Annotated in this window: 23 protein-coding genes; 14 read left to right on the top strand and 9 right to left on the bottom strand. The window is 58.3% G+C overall.

Annotation, left to right across the window (positions count from 1 at the left end; all coding sequences use genetic code 11):
* Positions 1 to 49 precede the first annotated feature (49 nt).
* Genes QP968_RS02185 through dut form a run of 3 tightly spaced genes read right to left on the bottom strand, consistent with a single transcriptional unit; the run spans position 50 to position 2,636 of the window.
* On the bottom strand, positions 50 to 1,324 hold the full coding sequence (locus tag QP968_RS02185) for a class I SAM-dependent RNA methyltransferase (protein WP_284854794.1): 1,275 nt from the start codon (positions 1,322 to 1,324) through the stop codon (positions 50 to 52).
* Complete coding sequence (locus QP968_RS02180; protein WP_284854793.1) at positions 1,324 to 2,103, bottom strand: DUF3710 domain-containing protein; 780 nt, start codon at positions 2,101 to 2,103, stop codon at positions 1,324 to 1,326. Before QP968_RS02180 ends, QP968_RS02185 begins: the two co-directional genes overlap by 1 nt.
* A 50-nt stretch (positions 2,104 to 2,153) precedes the next feature.
* On the bottom strand, positions 2,154 to 2,636 hold the full coding sequence (gene dut, locus QP968_RS02175; protein WP_284854792.1) for a dUTP diphosphatase: 483 nt from the start codon (positions 2,634 to 2,636) through the stop codon (positions 2,154 to 2,156).
* Between the two features lie 112 nt (positions 2,637 to 2,748).
* On the opposite strand from dut, the gene QP968_RS02170 reads away from it, so the two are divergent.
* Positions 2,749 to 3,300, top strand: a complete 552-nt coding sequence (locus QP968_RS02170) for a DUF3093 domain-containing protein (RefSeq protein WP_284854791.1) — start codon at positions 2,749 to 2,751, stop codon at positions 3,298 to 3,300.
* A 26-nt stretch (positions 3,301 to 3,326) separates the two neighbouring features.
* On the opposite strand, the gene QP968_RS02165 is transcribed toward QP968_RS02170, so the two are convergent.
* Positions 3,327 to 3,620, bottom strand: coding sequence for a DUF4193 domain-containing protein (locus QP968_RS02165; protein WP_284854790.1), 294 nt, complete (start codon positions 3,618 to 3,620; stop codon positions 3,327 to 3,329).
* A gap of 297 nt (positions 3,621 to 3,917) precedes the next feature.
* Here QP968_RS02165 and QP968_RS02160 point away from each other — a divergent pair, with 297 nt between their 5' ends.
* Together QP968_RS02160 and QP968_RS02155 are read left to right on the top strand one after the other, a co-directional pair.
* Complete coding sequence (locus QP968_RS02160) at positions 3,918 to 4,538, top strand: NADPH-dependent F420 reductase (protein WP_284854789.1); 621 nt, start codon at positions 3,918 to 3,920, stop codon at positions 4,536 to 4,538.
* Complete coding sequence (locus tag QP968_RS02155) at positions 4,535 to 5,584, top strand: LLM class flavin-dependent oxidoreductase (RefSeq protein ID WP_284854788.1); 1,050 nt, start codon at positions 4,535 to 4,537, stop codon at positions 5,582 to 5,584. Before QP968_RS02160 ends, QP968_RS02155 begins: the two co-directional genes overlap by 4 nt.
* Here QP968_RS02155 and QP968_RS02150 read toward each other — a convergent pair.
* Together QP968_RS02150 and QP968_RS02145 are read right to left on the bottom strand one after the other, a co-directional pair.
* Positions 5,581 to 6,615 (bottom strand): pirin family protein, encoded by a 1,035-nt coding sequence (locus QP968_RS02150; RefSeq protein ID WP_284854787.1) that lies wholly within the window; start codon positions 6,613 to 6,615, stop codon positions 5,581 to 5,583. The two genes, QP968_RS02155 and QP968_RS02150, sit on opposite strands and share 4 nt — an antisense overlap.
* An 18-nt stretch (positions 6,616 to 6,633) precedes the next feature.
* Positions 6,634 to 7,500, bottom strand: a complete 867-nt coding sequence (locus QP968_RS02145; protein WP_284854786.1) for an inositol monophosphatase family protein — start codon at positions 7,498 to 7,500, stop codon at positions 6,634 to 6,636.
* A 43-nt stretch (positions 7,501 to 7,543) separates the two neighbouring features.
* Here QP968_RS02145 and ppgK point away from each other — a divergent pair, with 43 nt between their 5' ends.
* The gene (gene ppgK, locus QP968_RS02140; protein ID WP_284854785.1) at positions 7,544 to 8,320 is read left to right on the top strand and encodes a polyphosphate--glucose phosphotransferase; all 777 of its coding nucleotides are present in this window, start codon (positions 7,544 to 7,546) and stop codon (positions 8,318 to 8,320) included.
* A 241-nt stretch (positions 8,321 to 8,561) separates the two neighbouring features.
* On the top strand, positions 8,562 to 10,322 hold the full coding sequence (locus QP968_RS02135) for an RNA polymerase sigma factor (protein ID WP_284854784.1): 1,761 nt from the start codon (positions 8,562 to 8,564) through the stop codon (positions 10,320 to 10,322).
* A 54-nt stretch (positions 10,323 to 10,376) separates the two neighbouring features.
* Here the strand turns inward: QP968_RS02135 and QP968_RS02130 are convergent, their stop codons facing one another.
* Together QP968_RS02130 and QP968_RS02125 are read right to left on the bottom strand one after the other, a co-directional pair.
* A complete protein-coding gene (locus tag QP968_RS02130) occupies positions 10,377 to 12,128 on the bottom strand; it encodes a DEAD/DEAH box helicase (RefSeq protein WP_284854783.1) in 1,752 nt (583 codons plus the stop codon).
* On the bottom strand, positions 12,125 to 12,379 hold the full coding sequence (locus QP968_RS02125) for a DUF3039 domain-containing protein (RefSeq protein ID WP_420840183.1): 255 nt from the start codon (positions 12,377 to 12,379) through the stop codon (positions 12,125 to 12,127). Before QP968_RS02125 ends, QP968_RS02130 begins: the two co-directional genes overlap by 4 nt.
* A 57-nt stretch (positions 12,380 to 12,436) precedes the next feature.
* On the opposite strand from QP968_RS02125, the gene QP968_RS02120 reads away from it, so the two are divergent.
* The 6 genes from QP968_RS02120 to galE all read left to right on the top strand — a co-directional run bounded on the left by QP968_RS02120 (position 12,437) and on the right by galE (position 17,899).
* Positions 12,437 to 12,919: a DUF3099 domain-containing protein gene (locus tag QP968_RS02120; RefSeq protein ID WP_284854782.1), complete on the top strand. Its 483-nt coding sequence runs from the start codon at positions 12,437 to 12,439 to the stop codon at positions 12,917 to 12,919.
* 22 nt (positions 12,920 to 12,941) lie between these two features.
* Positions 12,942 to 14,477 carry a DUF7782 domain-containing protein gene (locus QP968_RS02115; protein WP_284854781.1) on the top strand — a complete coding sequence of 512 codons (1,536 nt, stop codon included), beginning with the start codon at positions 12,942 to 12,944 and terminating at the stop codon, positions 14,475 to 14,477.
* Positions 14,478 to 14,493: 16 nt separating this feature from the next.
* On the top strand, positions 14,494 to 14,928 hold the full coding sequence (dtd, locus tag QP968_RS02110; RefSeq protein ID WP_284854780.1) for a D-aminoacyl-tRNA deacylase: 435 nt from the start codon (positions 14,494 to 14,496) through the stop codon (positions 14,926 to 14,928).
* Between the two features lie 173 nt (positions 14,929 to 15,101).
* Positions 15,102 to 16,097, top strand: a complete 996-nt coding sequence (locus tag QP968_RS02105; protein ID WP_284854779.1) for a sigma-70 family RNA polymerase sigma factor — start codon at positions 15,102 to 15,104, stop codon at positions 16,095 to 16,097.
* Between the two features lie 143 nt (positions 16,098 to 16,240).
* Entirely contained in the window at positions 16,241 to 16,933 is a 693-nt protein-coding gene (locus tag QP968_RS02100) for an iron-dependent transcriptional repressor DtxR (protein ID WP_284854778.1), read from the top strand.
* Positions 16,934 to 16,936: 3 nt separating this feature from the next.
* A complete protein-coding gene (gene galE / locus QP968_RS02095) occupies positions 16,937 to 17,899 on the top strand; it encodes a UDP-glucose 4-epimerase GalE (RefSeq protein WP_284854777.1) in 963 nt (320 codons plus the stop codon).
* Here the strand turns inward: galE and QP968_RS02090 are convergent.
* Positions 17,896 to 19,080, bottom strand: coding sequence for a DUF4192 domain-containing protein (locus tag QP968_RS02090; RefSeq protein ID WP_284854776.1), 1,185 nt, complete (start codon positions 19,078 to 19,080; stop codon positions 17,896 to 17,898). The genes galE and QP968_RS02090 overlap by 4 nt on opposite strands.
* 256 nt (positions 19,081 to 19,336) lie before the next feature.
* Here QP968_RS02090 and QP968_RS02085 point away from each other — a divergent pair, with 256 nt between their 5' ends.
* The 3 genes from QP968_RS02085 (at position 19,337) to QP968_RS02075 (ending at position 24,045) form a co-directional block, all read left to right on the top strand.
* A complete protein-coding gene (locus tag QP968_RS02085) occupies positions 19,337 to 20,410 on the top strand; it encodes a PAC2 family protein (RefSeq protein WP_284854775.1) in 1,074 nt (357 codons plus the stop codon).
* A gap of 8 nt (positions 20,411 to 20,418) precedes the next feature.
* Positions 20,419 to 22,992, top strand: coding sequence for a DEAD/DEAH box helicase (locus tag QP968_RS02080; RefSeq protein ID WP_284854774.1), 2,574 nt, complete (start codon positions 20,419 to 20,421; stop codon positions 22,990 to 22,992).
* A 90-nt stretch (positions 22,993 to 23,082) separates the two neighbouring features.
* A complete protein-coding gene (locus tag QP968_RS02075; protein ID WP_284854773.1) occupies positions 23,083 to 24,045 on the top strand; it encodes a hydrogen peroxide-inducible genes activator in 963 nt (320 codons plus the stop codon).
* Positions 24,046 to 24,053 lie beyond the last annotated feature (8 nt).

The following is a 24,053-nucleotide window of genomic DNA, read 5'->3' as shown; positions in this document are numbered from 1 at the left end:
GCCACCGAGTTTGCCTCGGCGGAACCCTTGGAAGTTTTTGCAGCCAAACCTATGCGGGCACCAGGCTGCACACAACTTCAAAATGATGGGTCATCGGGAAAGCATCCACCAGTGCCATCCGCTCAACCACATACCCATTGTTTCCCCAGCTAGCAAGGTCTCGCGCAAAGGTAGCTGGATCGCATCCAATATGAATTACGCGCTGCGGGTTGTACTGCGCAATATCTTCAACAACGTGCGCACCTGCACCCGTTCTGGGAGGGTCGAGGACGACAAGGCCTGGATCCGCGAAACCAATAAGTCCTGTTTCAACTGGGTGGCTATGCACCGTAACATCAAAGCCTGACAGGCACTGTTGCTTTTCTTGGGTTGCGGCAACCGAGTAATCAACACTGTCAATATGTGGGTGGCCACCCATCGCTTTGCTTATCGACGGCACAAACACCCCCACCCCGCCATACAAATCCCACCCAATTGGCCGCTCATAATCATCGGCTGCCCAATCGGTGATGTAACGGGAGTACGTTGCCGGCGCGGCACTGTGTGCCTGCCAGAATGCGGTTGGCGGGAAGACAAATTCAAAGTCTTCTACCTGTCCCCCGGCTTCCACGGGCACTACTTCTGTGACGGCCATATCACCTTCAATAACCGTTTCCATCCACTCAATGCGTCGCCCGCGCTGAGCCTTGGCGGTTTCAACAACATGGCGCTGACCGTGGGAATCCATCACCACGACAAGTTCTGCTCCCGGCGTGAAGGTGCGCGCGCCTGGCCCGACGATTCCATCCAAAGCTCCCGGGACCACCTGCGTGCACGCGACATCCGCAACGATGTCATTGCTACGGGCTTTGCGTACCCCGGCGCGACCATCCTGGCCTACCCCCAAGCGAGTGCGCGTGCGCCAACCGAGTGTTGGTTCAAGCGTTTCTTCCTCAAGATCAATGGCAAGATCAAAGCCCCGAAGCACCAGGCTGGACTCGGTATGGTGAACCAGCTGCCCGATGAGAACCTCACGTTTGAAGCGCTGTTGTGCCGCCGGCGCGATGTGCGAGTAATCGCAGCAGCCCGCGTCCGCAGCGGCAGCTGGGCAGGCATGCTCCACACGGTCTGGGGAAGGTTCAAGAACCTCCACTACATCAGCCCGCGCCCAACGCTTTTTCACCCGATCAAGCGTGACGCTCACAGTGTCACCCGGAATGGCCCCACCAATAAAGACGACGCGACCATCAGGTGCGTACGCAACCGCCTCGCCGCCATGAGCCATCGCATGGGGTCGCAACGTCAGCGTGGCACCACGAGTGAGGTCCCCTGAAGGGTCAGACATTAGTTCTCATTCTCCGGGTGTTGTGCCTGCTGGGCCTGCTGCGCCATTGCCTGCTGCAACTGCGCTGCCAACGGGGCGGGGATTTCCACCGGCAGAGAATTTCCCGCCAGAACCGGGGTGGTGCCACGGTAAATGAACGAGCGGGCGATAACACCGCGCGCCAACTCTGCCAGATCGTCTTCCTTGCCGTGCGGGGCAGCCAGCGTCATGCGGTAGAGCCAACGCGGGCCTTCCACACCGATGATGCGGATAACGCCGTTGTCCCCACTGCCAACAACCTCACGGCCCCACGGACCGGTTTCAAATTCGGCGGGCATGCCTTCACCGCGCATCCCCTCGGCAATCTCGTCGGAGGACTCCTCCCACATCCCGCCAGAGTTCGGTGCGGCGAACGCCACTGGAGTCATCCGGCCAAACTCCGTCACCACATGCAACATGCGTGGGCCGTTCTCCCCCATTTCCACCTGCACCTGGGAGTTCTTTGGCAACGGCAGCGCAATGGAGCCCAAGTTCAACACACCATCAGAGACATCGCTGAAATCGAAGTCATTGATATCCACGTTGTCCCCATCAAATGGGCCGGACTCCCCGCCAATCGCGTCGTGTGGGATGGACACCGGATCCGTACTCGAATCAGCAACACCAACAGAAGGTTCAGTGTCAGTGGTGTCTAGGGCGTCGGTGGACTCCTGTGCGACGTCGATAAGCTCCTTGGCTTCTGCCTGATCCTCATTGGATACTTCTGCTTGCTTCTTCTTCCCAAATGGCCACAGTGCCATGATCTTCCTCGCTTTAGTCGTTGTTGAAAGGGTGTAGGGATGGGGATCTCTTAGGAAAAAGAGTGAACACCAGTGGAGCCGTAGCCGCCCGCACCGCGTTCCGTCTCATCCAAGTCCTCCACCTCGACGAAGTCCGGCAATTCCACGCGCTGAACAACCAGCTGGGCGATGCGCATGCCACGCGTTACCTCAAAAGGTGTGTCCCTGTCCGTGTTCAGCAGGCAGACCTTGATCTCACCACGATAATCCGCATCAATCGTGCCAGGAGTGTTCACAATGGTCACGCCATGCTTTGCAGCCAAACCGGAACGCGGATGAACCAAACCGACAGTGCCCAGCGGCAAAGCCAATGCAATACCCGTACCCACGAGCTTGCGCTCTCCCGGGGCAAGGGTCAGGTCTTCCGTTGCATGAAGATCAACCCCAGCATCACCACGATGCGCGCGCTGTGGCAACGGCAAATCAGGGTCAAGCCGCTTCAGCGGAATCGGGCCGATACTGCTAAGTCCAGAAATATTCGTCGTATCTGTCACGCGCCCCACACTACGTCACCCGCTACCTTCTGCGCGCGAGTGCGCCGGGGATCACATGGGCAACGCGGGTACAGAATGTTCAAGCATGAGAAGGATGCCTAACATAGGAGCCGTGAGTGAGAACAACGAGTCAGCCAACGCAACCACTGCACCGACTGTGAACCCGGCCACGAGCACCGTGCTCTATTCCGAACGCCAATGGGTGCCCGTGTGGTGGTGGGTATTGGCCGCTGCTTTTGCTGGACTCATGGGAGCGCAGGTCGGACACAACCGCTCATTGGTGTACTTGATCGCCACATTCCTCATCGTGGGCGCACTCTTGGCGTGGTACCTCACCTACTTGTCCTCAACCGTGTTGAAGGTGGAGCAAGACTCCGATGGAACACGATGGCTCGTGGTCGGCGATGCGAATTTGCCCAACACGGTTGTCTCCCGCTCCCTCGCCGTTCCTAAGACTGCGAAGCAAAATGCGCTCGGCCGGCAGCTCGACCCCGCCGCTTACTTAGTCCACCATGCATGGGTGAAGGAGCTGGCACTACTCGTCCTAGATGACCCAGAGGACCCCACGCCGTACTGGCTCATCTCCACAAAGAACCCCGAAGCACTCCTGCGCGCATTCGTGCCTGACCAAGCCGATGCGGCGGTGGAGCCGCTCAGCCGGTAACCCCCTACTGCCTCCCCTCCGGGGAATTACTCGCAGTCGAGGCAGATCTTGGCGCCGTTGTCGTCCGTGTGGCCGAGGCGGTTGTTCTTCTGCACAAGGAAGCAAGAGGCACAGGTGAACTCATTGTCCTGCTTCGGCACAACGGACACGTTGAGTTCCTCGCCGGTGAGATCCACCGTTGGCGGATCAAATGCGTCCACGACTTCCCCGTCATCATCCATGCTGCTGCCAGCAGCTTCGGCCGCCTTCAGGCCTTCGAGCGAGTCCGTCTCAATCTCGTCATCGAGGCGCCGGCGGGGAGCATCATAATCAGTGGCCACTAAGGGGTCTCCTTCTGATACTTTCTGTGCCCTGCATGACCGTGTTCCGCTGCGCGGAAGCAGTCGATGCAATGACCTTTATTGCGTACTTTCGACGCGATACTAAATCACGATTGCCTAGATGTCATGTTTCCCCCGCGGAGGGTAGTTTCGGCGTGTCGCCACACGGGAGTGAATGTGGCATTCCAGATAGCTCTTCACGCGCTTCCGTGCTGGTCAAAAGACTCCCCTCACTAGAGATCTTGCGCGCCATAATGCTAGTGTTGGTGACACGTCACATAAAGGGAGGGATTGAGGATGCGCATTGGAATCCTGGGCGCGGGCAAACTTGGCACCGTCCTAGGCAGACTCGCCGTCGCAGCAGGGCATGACACAACGTTGGCCAGCTCCGGTGATCCAGCAGCAATCGAGCTCATCGTCAGCGCCCTCGTGCCCGGCGCGCGTACCGCTACGGTCCGAGAGGTCGCGGATACTGCCGATGTTGTGATCCTCGCGCTTCCCCTCCGCAACTTCCGCCAGTTACCCGCACATGCACTAGCCGGAAAGCTCGTAATTGATGCCATGAATTACTGGTGGGAAACGGACGGCCATGACCCCGAACTGGCCGAGGCACATTCTTCACGGCTGGTGCAAGAACATCTGAAGGATTCCCGCGTGGTCAAGGCTTTCAACCACATGGGTTACCACGACCTCGATGAGGGCCCTGGCACTGGCAAAGCCATCGCTGTCGCGGGTGACAGCGCAGAGGACGTCGCCCTCGTGGGCACGCTCGTTCGCGACTTCGGTTTTGAGCCATTGTCGCTAGATTCCCTCGACGCTGGCATCGCTTTACAGCCCGGCTATCCAGCGTTCGGCGCGAATGTGGACGCACTAACACTGCGCACACTGTTGATTGACCATGAGAAGGAGATGCCATGACCACGTTAGATCCCACAGCTATTGAGTTCGGCCTAGATACGTTCGGAGACCTACCGCGTGAGGCGGATGGCTCCCTGTTCACGCACGCGAAGGCTATCCGCGCAACGTTGGAGGAAGCCGTGCTTGCGGATTCCATTGGGGTGGACACCTTCACCGTTGGTGAGCACCACCGGCCGGATTACGCCATCTCTTCCCCACCAACGATGTTGGCCGGAATTGCTACTGTCACGAAGCGCATGAAATTGGCTTCAGGCGTGACTGTGCTCTCCTCCGATGATCCGGTACGCGTGTTTGAGCAGTTTGCCACCCTTGACGCATTGTCCAATGGTCGCGCGGAGGTCATTCTTGGGCGTGGCTCCTTCACGGAATCGTTTCCTCTGTTCGGCTACAAGCTGGAGGACTACAACCGCCTGTTTGAGGAAAAGCTCAATCTGTGGGCGGAGATTGTTAAGGAGGAGCCAGTTACCTGGTCCGGGCACACGCGTCCCGCACTGGAGAACGCGGACTTGTACCCGAAGACGGAACGTAGCCTGACCACGTGGATTGGTGTTGGTGGTTCACCGGAATCTGTGGTGCGCACTGCACGTTATGGTTTCCGCCTCATGCTAGCGATCATCGGCGGGGCACCTGTGCGTTTCAAACCCTACGTAGACCTGTACAAGCAGGCCACCGAGCAACTTGGTACCGCCGCTCATCCCGTGGGCGTGCACTCCCCCGGCTTTGTTGCGGATACTGATGAGGAAGCCAAGGAGATCATCTTCGAGGAGTACGCCGCCGCCCAGCACCGCATCGGTGTCACTCGTGGGTGGCCGCCACTAACCCGTGACCGGTTTGAGGCGGAAATCAACCATGGCGCACTCACCGTGGGATCCCCCGAGACCGTGGCAAAGAAGATCGCCAACACCGTTCGCACCCTCGATCTTGGGCGCTACGACATGGTCTACTCCACCGTTGGACACATTCCGCATTCCGCCCGAATGCGCTCCGTGGAGCTTTACGGCACCAAGGTCATTCCACTCGTGCGCGACATGCTCGCCGAAAGCTAATGCTGGACCCGCGCCGTGGGCCCCGGGTTCCGGCGCGGTTTCAACGTGGCATTGGGGAGCTTCGGCGCCGGCAACCAACTCATTCCGTCACCATTTTTACCGGGGCCACCAAGGCCTACGTACCCCTCAACTTCACCGAATCGCTCTGACCTGTCCTGCCACTGGGCGCGTGCTGTTTTGATCTCTTCATAGTCACGGCCGATGAAGTTCCACCACATCACAATCTCTTCCTCAAAGGGCGTACCACCAATGAGTACGGCATAAACCCACTCATCCGTGGTGTTGTGAATACGCATCGCTGTCTCCCCCACGCCCATGTAGCCAATTGCGCGCGCTGGGAGGGGAATGTTTTCCAGGTGGATCCCAGGGACGTCGACAAGCAATCCATGCTCAAAGTCAGGATTGAGCGCCAGTTCAACCTCAGCACCTGGCGCAATGCGAAGTTCAACCCCAAGAAGAGGGCTATGCGTATCGACGGGGCTTCGCTCACCCCCGAATTCCCCCAAGAACACCCGCATCACTCCCGTTGGCTGGGCTGCGGGACCAAGCGTGACCTCCGGTGGCACGTAATGTTCAAATGCTCGTGGAGCGGTACGCCGGGCATCTTCCGGCAGCGCGATCCACAACTGCACACCATGGAGGACGGATGTGTCCGCGGTTGAAGTTTCGGAGTGGCAAATCCCCTCGCCCGCCGTCATGAGATTCACTTCACCGGGATGCACCACACCGCGCCCACCACCGGAATCAATGTGTGCGATCTTCCCCTGAAACAACCAGGACACCGTCTGCAACCCGCAGTGTGGATGTGGGGCGACATCCATCCCACCAGTAACTGCAACGCCATCGGGGCCGTAATGGTCGACAAAGCACCACGCGCCAATCATCGGTCGCTGTCGATGCGGAATCGTACGGTGCACCTTCATTCCACGTGGACCACCGAGCGGCACATCCCGTGGCAGAATGACCTCCACGGGCCTGAAATCATCCGCTCTAGACTGAGCTGCCAACATGTGCTGTTCATCCTGACTCATACTGTTCCAATCGGCACACTAACGCAGAGGCTCAAACGCCCCCGCCGAAGCCAGCGCCTCACGGAATTCCTCCCACACACCCGGCGCGGCGGCTGCGGTTAGTTCGCCGTCTTTACCGGACGCGCTTAGCCCTGGGTGCTGCACGTACGCACCGGCTTCCGCAGCGATGAGCGCCCCAGCGGCGTAATCCCACGGGTGGATTCCGTGCTCGTAGTAGGCGTTGACGGTGCCTTCCGCTAATGCACACAAGTCAAGCGCAGCCGACCCCATACGCCGAATGTCGCGTACCTGTGGGAGAAGTTCAGTGATGATCGTGGCCTGCTGCGCACGCCATTCGGGGGTGTAGGAAAAACCAGTGGCAACGAGCGCATGGCTGACGCTGTCGGGCTGCTGGGGCGCACAGGTGAGTTGGTGCCATTCTTCATCACTCTCCACGAAGGCCCCCTCCCCTTTGCGCGCGATGAATGTGCGCCCAGTAGCCACGTTGATCACCACAGCAGCAAGCAGGTCATCACCGGCAGCTGCAGCAATAGAAATCGCGTACTGCGGGATTCCGTAGAGGAAATTCACGGTGCCATCGATGGGATCCACGATCCAGCGGACACCGGAGTGGGAATCAAGAGATGTGCCTTCCTCCCCGACGATGCCATCATCAGGCCGCAGCTCCGTGAGAGTGTGCGTGATGTACGCCTCCGACTCTTTATCCACCACCGTCACTGGGTCAACGTCGGAGGATTTTGTTTCGGTTGTGCGTGCCAACGCGCCCGATGTGACGAGTTCCTCGCGGCGGGTGCGCACGAGTTTCGCTGCACCAAGCGCTGCTTCCAAGGCCACGGCTAGCAGTTCAGTCGTGTCATAGTCCATGTGATTTTCTGTGCCAGTCATCGTGCCCAACCTTAGGTGAGATTGATAGGTAAACTCGGCCGGTATGAATAACGGGAATCTCCCCGCAGGTGGGAACTACTGTTGCGGCATCGATATTGGTGGCTCCGGCGTCAAGGGCGCTTTGGTCAACATGGACACCGGTGAGTTTGTTACGGAGCGCATCAAGATTGAAACTCCGCAACCAGCCACTCCTGAGGCGGTTGCAAGGACGGTCGCGGAGATCGTCGACAAGCTGAAGTGGGACGGCCCGGTGGGCATCTGCATGCCAACAGTGGTGAAGGATCAGGTTGCGCGCCTCGCCGCGAATATTGATTCCTCATGGATTGGCACCAACGTCCACGACCTCTTCGAGGAGCACCTGCCTGGCCGCAGCATTGCAGTGCTTAATGACGCGGATGCGGCAGGCCTCGCCGAAGTTGCCTTCGGCGATGAGCTTGCCCGGTCTGGTGCTGTTCTCTTCCTCACCTTCGGCACTGGCATTGGTTCCGCTTTCCTGGTGGATGGCACACTGTTCCCCAACACCGAAATTGGTCACATGATGGTGGGCAAAAAGGAAGCAGAGCACCAGGCGTCATCCGCTGTACGGGACCGCGAAGAACTCAGCTACAAACAGTGGGCAAAGCGCGTGGATAAAGTGCTCAAAGAATACGAGCGGCTGTTTAACCCCAACGCTTTTGTTGTTGGCGGTGGTATCTCCCGCAAGGCCGATAAATGGGTGCCCTACCTCACCGTTGACACACCGGTTGTCCCCGCCCAGCTCCGCAACCGCGCAGGTATTGTCGGTGCAGCAATGGCCGTGACCAAAGATGTCGCACCGTAGCGGATAAACCCCTGAAAGAAAAACCACAAAACAGTGGCGAAGCTCAGCTGTGCGTGCGTATGCTGTACGGTTGTCCTTTAACCACTGGTCGTCTTGCCTATCTCCATGGGATGGCAAAATAGACTTCAGCATGTGAGGTTGTTGGATTCACCCCGCGGGGCTTGACCCCCGTCAACGCAAATGCGCGTACCGTGGGGCGGACAACATCCATTAGCAGTGATGAGTGCACGAAAGGTCGTACGTGGCAGCTAGCACCCCTTCCAGCAAGAAGAGCCCTGAAACCGCCGACGCGGCAACCCAGGCACCCGGTGACACCGGGGCGGCTTCTCCTGCGCGCGCAACCGCCAAGAAGACTGCAAAAAAGACCGCAAAGAAAACCACCAAGAAGGCAGTGAAGAAAGCCGCACCAAAGACGGCGAAAAAGACTGTGAAAAAGACGGCACGGAAGACCGCGGCGAAGAAGACCACTGCCAAGGCTGCCGCCTCGACCACTGCTGCTGCTGACAATGCGGATGTGGCAGCCACTGAAGAGTCTACGACGGCCGCGCCGGCGAAAAAGGTGGCGAAGAAGACGGTAAAGAAGACTGTTAAAAAGACAGCAAAGAAAACCGCTAAGAAAACAGCCCGGAAGACCACGGCTAAGAAGACCGTGCGTAAAACGGCTGCGAAGAAGACAGTGAAGAAGACTGCTGCAGCGCAGGCCACGAAGGCAGACGAGCTGGAGGACGAGCTCGATGCCGATGAGGCAGATGCCGCGGATGATGTGGATGATGCACTGATCGACGATGACATGGACGGCGATGAGCTGGATGATGATTATGATCCGGAGCTCGCTGAGGATGAGGACCTCGATGATGAGGACGAGGTCGTCGACGATGAGGACGAAGAAGAGGATGACTCTGAATTCGTTCCTGAGCTCGGCCAGGAAAGCGAGGCCGGTGAGTCCGCACCGGCTGGATCCGCGGATGAGGATGAGGATGATGCTGGTAACTCGGCACCGTCTGTCTGGGACATCGAGGAGTCCGCTGCACTGCGCCAGGCGCGTAAGGATGCACAGCTCACCGCTTCCGCTGACTCGGTTCGTGCGTACCTGAAGCAGATTGGCAAGGTTGCCCTGCTGGACGCTGAGCAGGAGGTCTCCCTGGCTAAGCGGATCGAGGCTGGGCTTTACGCCCAGTACCGCCTGGATGAAATGCAGCGTGCCGCCGATGAGGGCGACAAGGATGCCAAGCTCACCCCTGCCGTGAAGCGTGACCTGCGCGCCGTGGCACGTGATGGACGTAAAGCAAAGAATCACCTGCTGGAGGCAAACCTGCGCCTAGTGGTCTCTTTGGCTAAGCGCTACACCGGCCGCGGTATGGCTTTCCTGGACCTCATTCAGGAAGGCAACCTGGGCCTCATCCGCGCGGTGGAGAAGTTTGACTACTCCAAGGGCTACAAGTTCTCCACGTATGCAACGTGGTGGATCCGCCAGGCCATTACCCGCGCCATGGCTGACCAGGCACGCACCATTCGTATTCCGGTGCACATGGTCGAGGTCATCAACAAACTTGGCCGCATTCAGCGTGAGCTGCTGCAGGACCTTGGGCGTGAGCCGACCCCGCAGGAGCTGGCGAAGGAAATGGACATCACTGAGGAAAAGGTGCTGGAGATCCAGCAGTACGCTCGTGAGCCCATCTCCTTGGACCAGACCATTGGTGACGAGGGCGATAGTCAGCTCGGTGACTTCATTGAGGATTCCGAGGCAGTCGTTGCCGTTGACGCCGTGTCCTTCACCTTGCTGCAGGATCAGCTCCAGGACGTGCTGCACACGCTGTCTGAGCGTGAAGCTGGCGTTGTGCGTCTGCGCTTCGGGCTTACGGACGGTATGCCACGCACGCTCGACGAGATCGGTCAGGTTTACGGCGTGACGCGTGAACGTATCCGTCAGATCGAGTCGAAGACGATGTCGAAGCTGCGCCACCCGTCACGTTCGCAGGTGCTGCGCGATTACTTGGACTAGATCCGTCTTCCGTACTCCCCCACTCCCCGGTGCTGTTCATTTCAGCCCGGGGAGTTACCAATCTCGCAGGTATGCGATGCGCTCACGCAGTTGTTCCGCTGTGCACAGTGCGGTGGGCGGACCACCACATGCTTTACGCACTTCCGTGTGGATCGCGCCATGTGGGCGCCCCGTGCGTGATGCAACAATTGATACGCGTGTGTTGAGCTCTTGCCTCAACGCCGGGATGTCTTCCGATGCGACGCCGCTCGAGGGCCTTTCGGTTATGCGCGTTCCCCCAAGCCCCAACCCACTTTTCTCCGCAGCCTCTTGCGCTGCCTTTTGCTTTTGTTGGGCTTTCTCCTCTGCTTCACGGGCATCAAGCTGATCGGCTTGGCGCTTACGCAGAAGGGTTTTCACTTGTTCTGCATCCAGCAGCCCTGGGAGGCCGAGGAAGTCTTGTTCCTCTTCCGTGCCTGCGAGGGTGGGCGTGCCATAGGTGGAGCCATCAAAGATCAGGGAATCGAGCTCAGCGGAAGCACCGATGGACTCGTAGCTCGGTCCCTCATCTGGTTCGGTTTGCTGGCGGTTGGCCTGCTCCAGCAATTCATCGGACCAACCCTGTTCGCGGTGAGGCTTGCCCAAGACGTGATCACGGGAGACTTCCATGTCCTCCGCCAAGCGCAGAAGCACCGGAACGGAAGGCAGGAAGATGGATGCGGACTCACCCGGCATGCGGGAACGCACAAACCGGCCAATAGCCTGGGCGAAAAATAGCGGTGTGGATGCTGATGTGGCGTATACACCAACCGCCAGGCGGGGAACGTCCACTCCCTCGGACACCATGCGCACTGCCACCATCCACTCGTCTTGGGAGGCAGAGAATTCGTCGATGCGTTTGGAAGACCCGGGTTCGTCGGAAAGCACCACGGTGACGGGCGTAGAGCTGATCTTTTGCAAGATCTTCGCGTACGCACGCGCGGTGGTTGTATCGGTGGCGATCACGAGCCCACCCGCATCCGGCATGTTCGCACGGATTTTCAGCAGACGAGTATGCGCTGCCTGGAGCACCGCAGCGATCCAATCCCCCTTCGGGTCAAGGGCTGTCTTCCACGCGCGTGCAGTTTGTGCCGCATCGAGTGGCTCCCCCAGCCGAGCTGAATATTCTTCGCCGGCGGAATCTCGCCACTGGGCTTCACCGCTGTAGGCCAGAAAGACTACGGGGCGCACAACGCCATCTTTGAGCGCTTCTGCGTAGCCGTAGGTGTAATCCGCGCGGGAGACAAGATGCCCTTCCCCATCTTCGGTGTAGGTAACAAAGGGGATCTGCGAATCATCAGACCGGAACGGCGTACCGGTGAGCGCTAGACGGTGCTCCACGTCATTGTATGCCTCGCGCACACCGTCACCCCAGCTCTTCGCATCGCCGGCATGGTGGATCTCATCCAAAATCACGAGAGTGCGACGAGCACTTGCTACCGCGTGGTGCTTGAACGGGTGCATGCCCACCTGGGCATAGGTGACCACGACGCCGTCATAGGCCGGGTTCACCGCCGACGAGTTAGTAAACGCCGGATCAAGCGACAAACCGAACCGCGCTGCCGCCTGGGACCACTGCACCTTGAGGTGTTCCGTGGGCACCACCACGATGATGCGCTCCACGGTTTTCTCCGCGTGCAGCATGCTGGCGAGCGTCAACGCAAAGGTGGTCTTTCCGGCACCGGGCGTAGCCACGGCAAGGAAATCCTTGGGCTTGTGCGCAAAGAATTGATCAAGGGCCTCCTGCTGCCAGAGACGAAGAGTCGGCCCCGCGGCGGCGTGGGTCACTTCCTGCGCAGCCCCTTGAAAATCCGCTCACAGTCCGGACAGACGGGCGAACCTGGCTTCGCCTGCTTACGCACAGGGAACGTCTCCCCGCACAGGGCGACAACCATGGCGCCGGAGACAGCGGAGTTGACGATCTGGTCTTTCTTTACGTAGTGGAAAAACTTCGGAGTGTCGTTGTCCTGCGAGGTGTCTTCGCGGACATCGGGCCGTTCGATCGTTTTGGTGGTTGTCTGAGTCACAGACACCATCATGCCTCATTCCCACGGTAAGTCGCATAAGCCGTGGGCACCGGTCTACCCTTGGTGCCTATGAGCACTGCCCACGGCGACAATGACGACAACATCATCGTCGATGCTGCCGTAACGGATTCCACGCAGGCGCAGCCATCAGCGACGTCCAAGCCACACAGGAAACTTCTGCACCGTCGCGCGCAGTTGATCACCAGCGCCCGTCGCTCCCCTTCAGAGAATCGTCGCTCCCGCGAAACCAAGTACTTGATTCTGCAGGGCCTGCGTATCCCCTTCGTACTGCTATCCATCGCAGCAGTGTTGTGGTGGCACAACTGGTGGCTCGCACTCATCTTCTTCTGCATCTCCATCCCCTTGCCATGGATCTCCGTGGTCATTGCGAATGACAGCAATGAGGTGCGGGACAAGCGGACACAGAATGTGTACAAGCCGGCCGCTGCACGCCACCAGATGCTTGTTGCCCACCAACAGGCGCAATTGTCCTCTGGGCGCGCGGACAGTGGCGAGCACGATGAGAATCCAGGCACAATCGACCACATCTAGGCATACGTAGAAAGGCGACATCGTGTCCGCAGCTTTTTCGGCAGATATTGCACGGGAGTTAACCCGCGAATTGCGTGAGGCAGGCCTCACCGCAGATTCCATCGCCGCGCACCTGGGCCCAGATGCCACGGATGCGCTTTACCGGGGTGAGCCCGGCGCGGTGCTAGCTGCATGCGATGGGTCGCGCCTGTCTGATTTGATTCGGTTCTTTCTCTTGCGCCAGCCGTTCACGCCCACGGAGCTTGCGGACATACTCTCACCGCGTCTTGCTTTAGCGCTTATCGACGATGGATGGGCCACCACAACCCCCTCCGGTGACGTGACTGTCGCAGTTGATGTGCGCCCGCACGTCATCGCCGGTGAGGACAGATTTGTCTTTTCTGATTGTGATGCTTCGGTGACGCAACACGTTCCGGGGCCTGATCATGTTCTGGGTGTGGGTGCGGCGAGTTTGTCCTTGTTGTCCGCTACCCCGCTGACTCCTGTGGATTCCGTGTTGGATCTTGGCACTGGTTCGGGCGTTCAGGCTTTGGCTCAGTCTGGGTGTGCGCAGCGCGTGGTGGCCACAGATCTGCATGCACGTGCACTGGATTTTGCTCGTGCCACGATGGCCGGTGCCGGTGTGACCAACGTGGACATCCGCGAAGGCTCCTGGTTTGAACCTGTTATCGGGGAGAAATTCGACCGTATCGTTGCCAATCCCCCGTTCGTGGTGGGCCTTCCGGAGGTAGGCCACGTGTACCGGGATTCCGGTTTGAATCTCGATGGCGCCAGCGAGTTGGTGGTGCATACGGTGCCACAGCATCTTGCAGAAAATGGCACCGCGTTCATTCTGGGCGCATGGATTCATGCTGATGATGAGCCGTGGGATCGTCGTGTGGCGTCCTGGTTCCCACAAACAGGAGTGTCGGCCTGGGTGTGCCAACGCGACATCGTGGACCCAGCTTTGTATGTATCCACCTGGCTTAAGGATGAATCTGTAGATCCGCGTTCCAAGGACGGGATTGAACGTACTCGTGCATGGCTGCAACACTTCCGCGATGCCGGTGTGCGTGCGGTGGGCTTTGGCTGGATCTTCATTCGGGATATTGGGGATGCGCCGAGTGAACTCACCTTTGAAACATTGGACCAGCCATTGACTGATCCCCTCGGCCCCGAGGTGGAGGAATACTTCATGCGAATGGAGTGGCTGCGCAGCTCGTCCCAAGAGGACATTTTGCAGTCGCGTTATGCTGTGCGACCTGGTGTTGCGCTAGAAGATGTGAGCGTGGCGGATGCGCATAACGGTATGGGCTTTGAGCCGAAGGTGAAGCGCTTGACCCGCACGGATGGGCCACGCTTCACTCACGATATCGATGATGCTGTGGCATCCATTGTCTCTGGACTGAATCCTGATGGCTTACCGTTGAGTGAGATCGTGGCGTTGTGGGCGGCAGCGCAGGGCCTCGATGATGCACAAGAAGAGGCACTGGCTGTGGAGGCCACCGGCATCGTCGTGGATTTGATCCGGCATGGTTTCGTCCTGCCCGCTGACCTGATCCGCCGCCACAGCGCTTAGAAGGAGCTATACCCACATGAAAGCTATTCTGACTCGCGTTACCCAAGCCTCCGTCACCGTTGACGGAGAGGTCGTCGGCGCGATTGACTGCCCCGACACCGGTGGCATCCTCGCCTTGGTGGGTATCGGCCGCAATGACAGCGATGACGCGTGGGAAGTGATGGCCCGAAAGATTGCGGAGCTTCGCATTCTTGAAGGTGAGGTCTCCGTAGAAGATACTGGCGCACCGGTGCTCTTGGTCAGCCAGTTCACTCTCATGGGGCAGACAAAGAAAGGACGCCGTCCTTCTTGGTCTGAGGCGGCACCAGGTGATGTTGCAGAGCCCGTCATCGGAAAGATTGCACGAGCTTTAACGGAGCGTGGCATCCACGTCGAACAGGGCCGCTTCGGAGCAATGATGGATGTTGCTTCCGTGAACTCAGGTCCTTTCACCGTTCTTGTTGAATGTTGAGCGTTTGCTGATAAAGTCCAACAGGTAGGTTTTAAACTCGTTTGCTCCTACATCGGGCCCACATTGAACCCAATGTGAGCAGCAAAAACAGACGTTCTTCAATTCTGGGAACAAAGCTGCCTGGTCCGGCGTTAATAGGTTAGATTCGCGAGACTTAAAGGAGCCCGATCACCATGACCCAACCCAATGTGGATCGTGTCGACAACAACGAGGAAAAGGTTGATCGCGGGAGCCGACGTAATCAGACGAATGACAACCCGTCGGCGGACCTTGTCCGCGTGTACCTCAACGGCATTGGCAAGACTGCTCTACTCAACGCCGAGGAGGAAGTGGAGCTCGCACAGCAGATTGAGGTCGGCCTGTACGCCCAGCATCTCCTCGATGATCCTGAGGTGAAGCTCACCCGCGCGAAGACCCGCGATCTGAAGATTTTGGCAAAGCAAGGCCGCAAGGCCCGCTCCCACCTGCTGGAAGCAAACCTCCGCCTGGTCGTCTCCTTGGCTAAGCGCTACACCGGCCGTGGCATGCCGCTTTTGGATCTCATCCAGGAGGGCAACCTTGGCCTCATCCGTGCGATGGAGAAGTTCGACTACGCAAAGGGCTTTAAGTTCTCCACCTACGCAACGTGGTGGATCCGCCAAGCTATCACTCGTGGCATGGCCGACCAGTCCCGCACGATTCGCCTCCCAGTCCACTTGGTAGAGCAGGTAAATAAGCTCTCCCGCATTCGCCGTGAGATGTACCAGTCCCTCGGCCGTGAACCCACGAATGAGGAGCTCTCGGAGGAATCCGGCATTGAGGAAGCCAAGATTGAGATGCTCCTGCGCCAGTCGCGCGATCCGGTGAGTCTGGACATGCCGGTGGGCGCGGACGAAGAAGCACCGTTGGGCGATTTCATTGAGGATGCAGAAGCGGCGGACGCTGAGGACGCTGTAGTCTCTGTGCTGCGGCACGATGACATCAATGACATCATCGGTGGCCTCGAGCAGCGCGAGCAAGATGTGATTCGTTTACGCTACGGCCTCGATGACGGTGTGCCTCGCACACTCGATCAGATTGGCCGCAAGTTCGGGCTATCACGCGAACGTGTGCGCCAAATCGAGCGCGAAGTGATGAGCAAACTTCGTGCTGGTGAACGCGCGGATCGCCTGCGCGACTACGCCTTCTAAAATACAAGTTTTTTCACCTCACCCGGCTTCCACTCTTTGCCTTGAGTGGACCGGGTGTTTGCCTGTCATACGCCCCGCGGCCACTATTCTCGGCTACCATTGGCCAGAGTTTGTCCTGCGATGAGTCCAAAAGGATATCTACTGTGAGAGATCTGGTTGACACCACCGAGATGTACCTGCGTACGGTCTACGAGCTGGAGGAAGAAGGCATCGTTCCGCTGCGCGCGCGTATCGCCGAACGCCTAGACCAGTCGGGCCCCACGGTGTCTCAGACGGTGGCACGCATGGAGCGTGACGGTCTCATCATTGTGGAGCATGACCGCTCTTTGTCCCTCACCCCGCGTGGCCGTGAGCTTGCAACCTCTGTGATGCGTAAGCACCGCTTGGCGGAACGCCTCCTCACAGACGTGTTGGGATTGGACCTGAGCAAGGTTCACGCCGAGGCATGCCGTTGGGAGCATGTGATGAGTGAAGAGGTAGAGCGCAAGCTGATTGACGTGTTGGAGGATCCCACCCGCTCCCCCTTTGGCAACCCCATCCCAGCACTGAGTGAATTGGGATACGCGGCGGACAAGGAGTTCGACCTGGGCGTGCGGGTGAATGAGTTGAACCTCAACGAACCAGTCAAAGCTGAGGTCGTGCAGATCAATGAGATTCTTCAGCTTGATTCGGAGCAATACTCCTCTATTTGCCGCTTTGGTATCAATCGTGGCACCAAGGTGACGCTCACAGGCAAACCGCATGGTGCTGTGACTGTCACAACGGAGAATGGCTCGGAGATTGAGCTGACACCGGACCTGGTTCACGCGCTACGCGTGAAGAAGCTGGAGGGTTAAACCGTGGCTCAACTCGTTGTCACTGGTGGTGCCGGATATGTAGGAAGCGTGTGCACCAAGGTGCTCTTGGACGCAGGCCACGATGTCACGGTTGTAGACAACTTCTCCACGGGTAACCGCGATGCGGTTGTGCCCGGCGTGAATCTGGTGGAGGGCGCCATCAACGATGTGATCGATGATGTCCTCTCCGGTGGCAACGTCGACGGTGTGCTCCATTTCGCGGCCCGTTCCCTTGTTGGTGAATCCGTGGAGAAGCCAGATGAGTACTGGTGTGACAATTTTGAAACGTCTCTGAAGCTGCTCAACTCGATGCGTGAGCACGGAGTGAACTCGCTTGTGTTTTCCTCCACTGCTGCCACCTATGGCGAACCAGAGCGTGTGCCCATCACCGAAGATATGCCCACTGCTCCCACGAATCCGTATGGTGCGACGAAGCTTGCTATTGACTACGCCATTACGTCGTATGCTGCCGCCTACGGTTTGGGGGCCACCAGCTTGCGGTACTTCAACGTTGCAGGTGCTTACGGCGGCTACGGCGAAAACCATGCCACGGAGACGCACCTGATCCCACTGGTTCTCCAGGTGGCGCAGGGCAAGCGCGAGAAGATCCTCATCTACGGCGATGATTGGCCTACGACGGATGGCACATGCGTGCGCGACTACATCCATATTCGGGACCTCGCCGATGCACACATGCTCGCGTTGGAGACGAACTCTCCTGGCACCCACCGGATTTTCAACCTTGGATCTGGTGATGGCTACTCAGTGAAGGAAGTCATTGAGGCGTGCCGTCGCGTCACGGGACACCCCATTCCCGCTGAGGTTGCACCGCGTCGTGCCGGTGACCCGGCCACCCTCATCGCTTCTTCCGAGCGCGCGAAAGAAGAGCTTGGGTGGTCCCCCACACGCACTGATCTGGACACCATCGTGGCCGATGCGTGGGAGTACACCCAAGCTCGCGGCTAAGCTGCTTCTTCCCCACCGCTCTCTCGTGCCAGCAACGCAGCACACGCGACCTCACAGCCCTCAAGAATGGTGGTGACCAACTGTTGTTGCTGCCCTGTTGCCATGACCTGCAAGCAAATCGCCGACATGGAATGCTGTGGCATTTCCTCCTGTGCGCAGGCGAGTGCGGTTGATGCCCACGAAGATAGTCCCCGGCTGATAGCCACGAGTGCCCACAAGCTCAACGCATTGGCGCGGATGACGCCACGGAAGTTCCGGGCAACTGTAATCAAAGCTGTGGCTGCTGTTTCAGGGTGATCAATTGCTTGCCCGATGAGGCAGTCTCGCAGTGGTGCCCGCATGAGGGATACAACGAGCGCGCGGAGCTCATCTTCATCTTTAAAGAGCTGTTCGAGCGTGGGGTGCGCATCATCCCCCACGAGTGGCAGTGGTTGCACGCTCCGCAAAGCCTGTCCCGCGGCGCGCACGACCTCTGCAGCACCAGACTCACCACAATCCAGCTTGCGGCAGAGCTCATCACTTTCTTTCCTTGCAGCGACGGTCAAAGCCTGAGCTGTTTTGGCAACCTTCTTGTTCGTACAGCACTCCTGCACGCAGTCAAAGAAGGCAAAGGTGTCTTCACGCGTCAGCGCTGGCAAAGTGCCGTTGTCACGCATGGCCTGCATCGCTGGGGAAGCAATGACTGATCCAATGATGCCGCGCTCCCATTCGATGCAGTCTGGGGCGACCTCTGGGCCGAAGACCATTTGGTACGGGGTGCCTTGGGCGATTTCGCTGACAGCCCAGCAGAACCCGATGAGCGGGTGTCCTCCGCCACATTGAATGCTTTCTAGCTCTGCGATGGCGGAGCGTGCACTGTCTGAGTCCGGAATGCGGGTGACAATCAGTGCGAAGTACGTCAAGCAAGCACCGTTGAGGTGCGTGGCTATTGCCTTGCGGACGTGATGAGCATGAACGATGTCAGCGCGCAGAACGGGCCCCAGGACGGGCCTATGCGGGTCCTCGTCATCGGGCACAAGACCAATGACAATAACGGATTCTTGGGGGTAATAGCCCAACGTGCCCGGAATCGTGGCAATGATGTTGGATGGACTGTCCACCAACGGGATGTCGGACAGCCATGGGTCGAAGAACGGATCGGATGAATTGTTTTCCCTCTGCGGGTTGTGTGAATGTGTCATATCTTCTTTGACTGCTTCACACCCCCAAACGGTTCCCTTCATTTCAAAAACTGGCCAATTTTTGTGTTCTGCGCCTGTGGAATCTCAGCAAAATTCCACAGGCGCACCGTAGAACCCTCTCTTTTAGGTGCCATTCCAAGGGATGTCGCACACCATGTCGCGGTGGGTCCGTATGGTGGGAATGAAAATATGCGCAGGCATCGTTGTAGAGGATGTGTGCGTTCACCGGTAGAACGTGAGAAGGAGGATGTTTTCAATGGCGTCAGATGACAAGCGTCACATGTATGAGCTGGAATACCCGGCCCCTGCCGTCGACGGCGGCGCGTCCTCCGGCCCCACCTTGATCATCGCAATGCAGGGCTACGCGGATGCGGGCCATGCCGTGGAAGGAGCCGCTGGGCACCTGAAGGCCGCATTGGATTCACGCACGGTGGCCACTTTCAATAACGATGAGTTGATTGATTACCGCTCGCGCCGCCCGATGGTAACCATGAGCGAGCACGAGATCACGGACATGGAGTCCATCGAGTTGGACATGCGTGTTCTGCGCGATTCCAAGGGCACATCGTTCCTGCTCCTGTCCGGCCCGGAACCGGATCTGCGCTGGGAGGCGTTTTCTAAGTCGGTGGCTGATCTGGTGGACCACTTCAATGTGGATAAAACCATCTGCCTGTACGCCGCCCCGATGGGTGCCCCCCACACGCGCCCTTTGGTGGTGTCTGCTCATGGGAATGACCGTGAATTAGTGGGCACAATGTTCACGTATGACGGCATGGTGTCTATGCCTGGTGCTGCCTCGGTGATGATTGAGCGTGAGCTTCATGCCCGCGGGCGCCGCGTTGCCGGTTACACCGCGCATGTTCCGCATTATGTGTCCGCATCGCCCTACCCGCATGCGGTGTTCCAGCTGCTGCAGTCCGTGTCCGACACCTCGCAGCTGCAGTTCCCGCTGCGTGCCATTGAGCAGGATATTGAGCGCGTGAATCTTCAGCTTGCGCAGCAGACCAATGATTCTGAGGAGATCTCGCAGGTCGTGCACCAGCTTGAGCAGCACTATGACCGCGAGATGGAGTCATACCGGAAGAAGAATCCGCAGAAGATGATGCCGGGGGAAGCTCAGGTGCCTAGTGGGGAGGAGATTGGGGAGGCGTTTGAGAACTTCCTCGCGGCGATCGATGACCGGGACCGCACGCGTGGTTTGGGTCCGGCTGCAGAGGACCTGATGTGGGAGCATGACCCGCAGATGGATCTTGGTTCCTCCGAGGATGACGCGGATTCCACGCCTGATAGCCCTGATAACTATGACTCGTCGACGGATGACGGCGAGTAGGCAGGCACATGGAATCAACAGGAGCAGCTGGTACCCCGCTCACACTCGGTGACGCGCTGAGTGATCTGGAGGATGTTCCCGCATCGCTTTTCGACGATGCGGTGTGGGACACCTTCATCCGCTGGACCCAATCGCGCGGTATTACCCTCTACCCTGCCCAGGAGGAAGCATCCCTGGCTGTCTTGGCTGGTGACAATGTCATTCTGGCCACGCCGACGGGCTCTGGTAAGTCCATGGTGGCTAATGCTGCTCACTTCATTGCCATGGCGCGTGGCCAGCGCACTTTTTACACTGCCCCCATCAAAGCCTTGGTGAGTGAGAAATTCTTCGCATTGTGTGAGATTTTCGGCCCAGAGAACGTGGGCATGATGACGGGTGATGCCACCGTCAATGGGCACGCACCCATCATCGCGGCAACGGCAGAAATCGTGGCCAATATCGCGCTGCGTGAGGGCAAGAACTCCGACATCCGCCAGGTGGTCATGGATGAGTTCCACTATTATTCCGACCCGGAGCGTGGCTGGGCATGGCAGGTGCCACTATTGGAACTGCCGCAGGCGCAGTTTCTGCTCATGTCCGCCACTCTTGGTGATACGGCCTGGTTAGAGGAGGATCTCACTCGCCGGACGGGCCGGGAAACCACATTCGTCGGTGGTTCTGAGCGTCCAGTGCCACTAGATTTCCACTACGTATTCACACCGGTGCACGAGACGATTGAGGAGCTGCTCAAAGACGGCAAGGCTCCCATTTACGTCGTGCACTTCTCCCAACGTGAAGCAACGGAACGCGCCCAAGCGTTGACGTCGATTCCGATGGTCTCCCCCGAGGAGAAAGAAGCAATCCGGGAAGCGCTCGGGGATTTCCGCTTCACCACCACCTTCGGCAAGACACTGTCAAAACTGCTGCGTCGTGGCATTGGTATCCACCACGCGGGCATGCTGCCCAAGTACCGCCGCTTGGTTGAGCGCCTGGCGCAAGCGGGTCTGCTCAAAGTCATTTGCGGTACGGACACTCTTGGTGTGGGCATTAATGTTCCGATTCGCACGGTGTTGATGACGGGTCTGGCTAAGTATGACGGCACCCGCCAGCGCATTGTGAAATCCCGTGAGTTCCACCAGATTGCTGGCCGTGCCGGCCGTGCGGGCTTTGACACCGAGGGCACGGTCATCGTCGAAGCGCCGGAGCACGAGATTGAGAACGTGAAGCTGCGCCGCAAGGCCGGGGATGACCCGAAGAAGCTGAAGAAGATCCGCAAAAAATCCGCCCGTGATGGGGAGATTTCTTGGTCGGAGAACACCTTCCAGCGTCTCACCCAGGCTGAACCAGAGGAGCTGACCAGCCAATTCCAGGTATCCAATTCGATGCTGCTCAACGTGATTGCGCGTCCGGGTGATGGCTACGAGCATATGAAGAACCTGCTGCGTGGCAACCATGACACACGGGCAAAGCAGAACCAGGACATCCTCACCGCTCTTGATCTTTTCCGCGGCTTGATCGCTGCTGGAGTGGTGGAACGAACCCCTGATTCACCGGCGTTTCGCCCGTACACGCTCACGGCGGAACTTGATCGGGATTTCGCGCTGAACCAGCCGTTGTCCCCTTTCGCATTGGCGTTTTTGACTCTGCTGGATCCGGCGTCCGATACATACGATCTAGATGTCATCTCTGCGTTTGAGGCCATCTTGGATGATCCGCGCCAGTTGCTGCAGGCGCAGCAGACGAAGGAGCGTGGTGAGGAGATTGCGGCTCTCAAGGCCGAGGGCGTGGACTACACCAAGCGCATGGTGCTCATTGAGGACGTGACGTATCCGCAGCCACTCAAGGAGGAGCTGGAGCAAGCATACGAGACGTTTGCGCAGGGCAACCCGTGGGCGAAAGAATTCGAACTGTCCCCCAAGTCCGTTGTGCGTGACATGATCGAGCACGCGATGACCTTCTCCGATGTCATTGCCACCTATGGTCTCGCACGCAGCGAAGGCGTTGTCCTGCGCTACCTCACAGATGCCTGGCGGACACTGTCACACTCCATTCCGGACGCGTATATGACGGAGCGGCTCGATGACATCATCGTGTGGCTCGGGGAGCTCATCCGCCAGGTCGATTCTTCGCTTATCGACGAATGGGCCCACATGAGCGACGAATCCACCCCGATCAGCCGCGATGATCTGGAACGCGAGCTCGCTTTTGGAGTGGAAGATCCCACGGCACTCACGGCGAATCGTCGCGCTTTCACCATCATGGTGCGCAATTACTTCTTCCGCCTCGTGGAGCTGTTTGCCTACGAAAAGGAGAAGGAACTGGCGGAGATGCTGGACTACATGGATGTGGCAGACCAGCCAGATTGGCCGGCACTCATGGATGATTACTTCGACGAATACGACGATGTTGAACTAGACGGTGATGCACGCGGGCCTGAGTACTTCTCTCTCACAGAGACTCAGACGCGTGCTTGGACCGTCACCCAAATCATCAAAGATCCAGCAGGCGATAATGCGTTCCAGTTACATGGCACGGTGGACTTGGATGCGTCTGATGCTGCAGGTGAAGTGCGACTGAGTTCATTGGTCATGCGCCACGTCTAGGTAGTCCACTAGGGCATCACGATCATCGCATTGTGAAATTAAAGAACTATTTTTGCCCAAAAACCTATGACTCGATCTATGGTCATAGGCATGTCCGATAAAGATTTCCTGCCTACGCTGGCCCAATTGCGCATGTTTGTCACACTGGCAGAAAACCGTCACTTTGGTACGGCAGCAGAGAAACTTTCCATCACTCAGCCTTCCCTCTCTCAGGGTCTCTCCACCCTGGAGAAAGGGCTAGAGCTTCAGCTCATTGAGCGTTCCACCCGCAAAGTCATCGTCACTCCTATCGGCCAGAAGCTCGTACCGTACGCCCGCGCCGTACTCGAAGCGGTTGATGTTCTCAAGGGGCAGATCTACGGTGGCCGCGAATTTCTCACTGGGCAGCTCTCCATCGGTGTCATCCCCACAATCGCGCCGTATCTTCTCCCTGAATTCCTATCGATCATCCAGGAGAAATTCCCCAACCTTGAACCGACGATCATTGAGGAAACAACGCCTGTCCTCATGGACTCCTTGCGCGATGGGAAGATCGATCTCGCCCTCATCGCTTTTCCGTCGAAGGAACAAGGTTTCACAGAAATTGAGCTGTACACAGAACGCTTCATCGTCGCGTTGCCGCAAGGCCATCCCTTCGAAGGGCGCAAGGATTTGACCTTGGAAAGCCTCGATGACGTCAGTCTTCTATTGCTAAATGACGGGCACTGTATGCACGAACACGTCATGGACCTCTGCCGCCTCGCCCAAGTCGACGCTGGATATGGCAGAGATTCCGTCAGCCGCGCAGCGTCGCTCACCACCATCATCCAGCTCATCGCAGCAGGTCAGGGATGCACGTTGTTGCCAGCCTCAGCGGTCGCAGCTGAATGCACGCGGAAAGGTATTTCCTTCGCGCAGTTTGATCCTTCTGTCCCCGCTGAACGGCACGTTGGGATTGTGTTCAGAAAATCCTCTGCCCGAGCAGAGGAATTCGCTGCTCTCGGTGAGGCGGTCAAGGAGTCGTACGAAAAGACCCTTGCTGCGGCGGAGCCATTGGGCCTGCGAATCGAGTAAATACACCG

Source organism: Corynebacterium sp. MSK041 (assembly GCF_030232265.1).
In the GTDB taxonomy this organism is placed as follows: Bacteria; Actinomycetota; Actinomycetes; order Mycobacteriales; family Mycobacteriaceae; genus Corynebacterium.
The sequence above is the reverse complement of the archived record's forward strand: the minus strand, read 5'-3'. Positions and strand labels throughout refer to the sequence as shown.

What these genes read in the sequence shown, in the direction of transcription:
- QP968_RS02090 (WP_284854776.1), bottom strand. Translation starts at nt 19,080, where the DNA reads ATGACACATTCACACAACCCGCAGAGGGAAAACAATTCATCCGATCCG.
- QP968_RS02155 (WP_284854788.1), top strand. Translation starts at nt 4,535, where the DNA reads ATGACCACGTTAGATCCCACAGCTATTGAGTTCGGCCTAGATACGTTC.
- QP968_RS02080 (WP_284854774.1), top strand. Translation starts at nt 20,419, where the DNA reads ATGGAATCAACAGGAGCAGCTGGTACCCCGCTCACACTCGGTGACGCG.
- QP968_RS02180 (WP_284854793.1), bottom strand. Translation starts at nt 2,103, where the DNA reads ATGGCACTGTGGCCATTTGGGAAGAAGAAGCAAGCAGAAGTATCCAAT.
- QP968_RS02125 (WP_420840183.1), bottom strand. Translation starts at nt 12,379, where the DNA reads ATGATGGTGTCTGTGACTCAGACAACCACCAAAACGATCGAACGGCCC.
- dtd (WP_284854780.1), top strand. Translation starts at nt 14,494, where the DNA reads ATGAAAGCTATTCTGACTCGCGTTACCCAAGCCTCCGTCACCGTTGAC.
- QP968_RS02105 (WP_284854779.1), top strand. Translation starts at nt 15,102, where the DNA reads ATGACCCAACCCAATGTGGATCGTGTCGACAACAACGAGGAAAAGGTT.
- QP968_RS02150 (WP_284854787.1), bottom strand. Translation starts at nt 6,615, where the DNA reads ATGAGTCAGGATGAACAGCACATGTTGGCAGCTCAGTCTAGAGCGGAT.
- QP968_RS02085 (WP_284854775.1), top strand. Translation starts at nt 19,337, where the DNA reads ATGGCGTCAGATGACAAGCGTCACATGTATGAGCTGGAATACCCGGCC.
- QP968_RS02120 (WP_284854782.1), top strand. Translation starts at nt 12,437, where the DNA reads ATGAGCACTGCCCACGGCGACAATGACGACAACATCATCGTCGATGCT.
- ppgK (WP_284854785.1), top strand. Translation starts at nt 7,544, where the DNA reads ATGAATAACGGGAATCTCCCCGCAGGTGGGAACTACTGTTGCGGCATC.
- QP968_RS02185 (WP_284854794.1), bottom strand. Translation starts at nt 1,324, where the DNA reads ATGTCTGACCCTTCAGGGGACCTCACTCGTGGTGCCACGCTGACGTTG.
- QP968_RS02160 (WP_284854789.1), top strand. Translation starts at nt 3,918, where the DNA reads ATGCGCATTGGAATCCTGGGCGCGGGCAAACTTGGCACCGTCCTAGGC.
- QP968_RS02075 (WP_284854773.1), top strand. Translation starts at nt 23,083, where the DNA reads ATGTCCGATAAAGATTTCCTGCCTACGCTGGCCCAATTGCGCATGTTT.
- QP968_RS02145 (WP_284854786.1), bottom strand. Translation starts at nt 7,500, where the DNA reads ATGACTGGCACAGAAAATCACATGGACTATGACACGACTGAACTGCTA.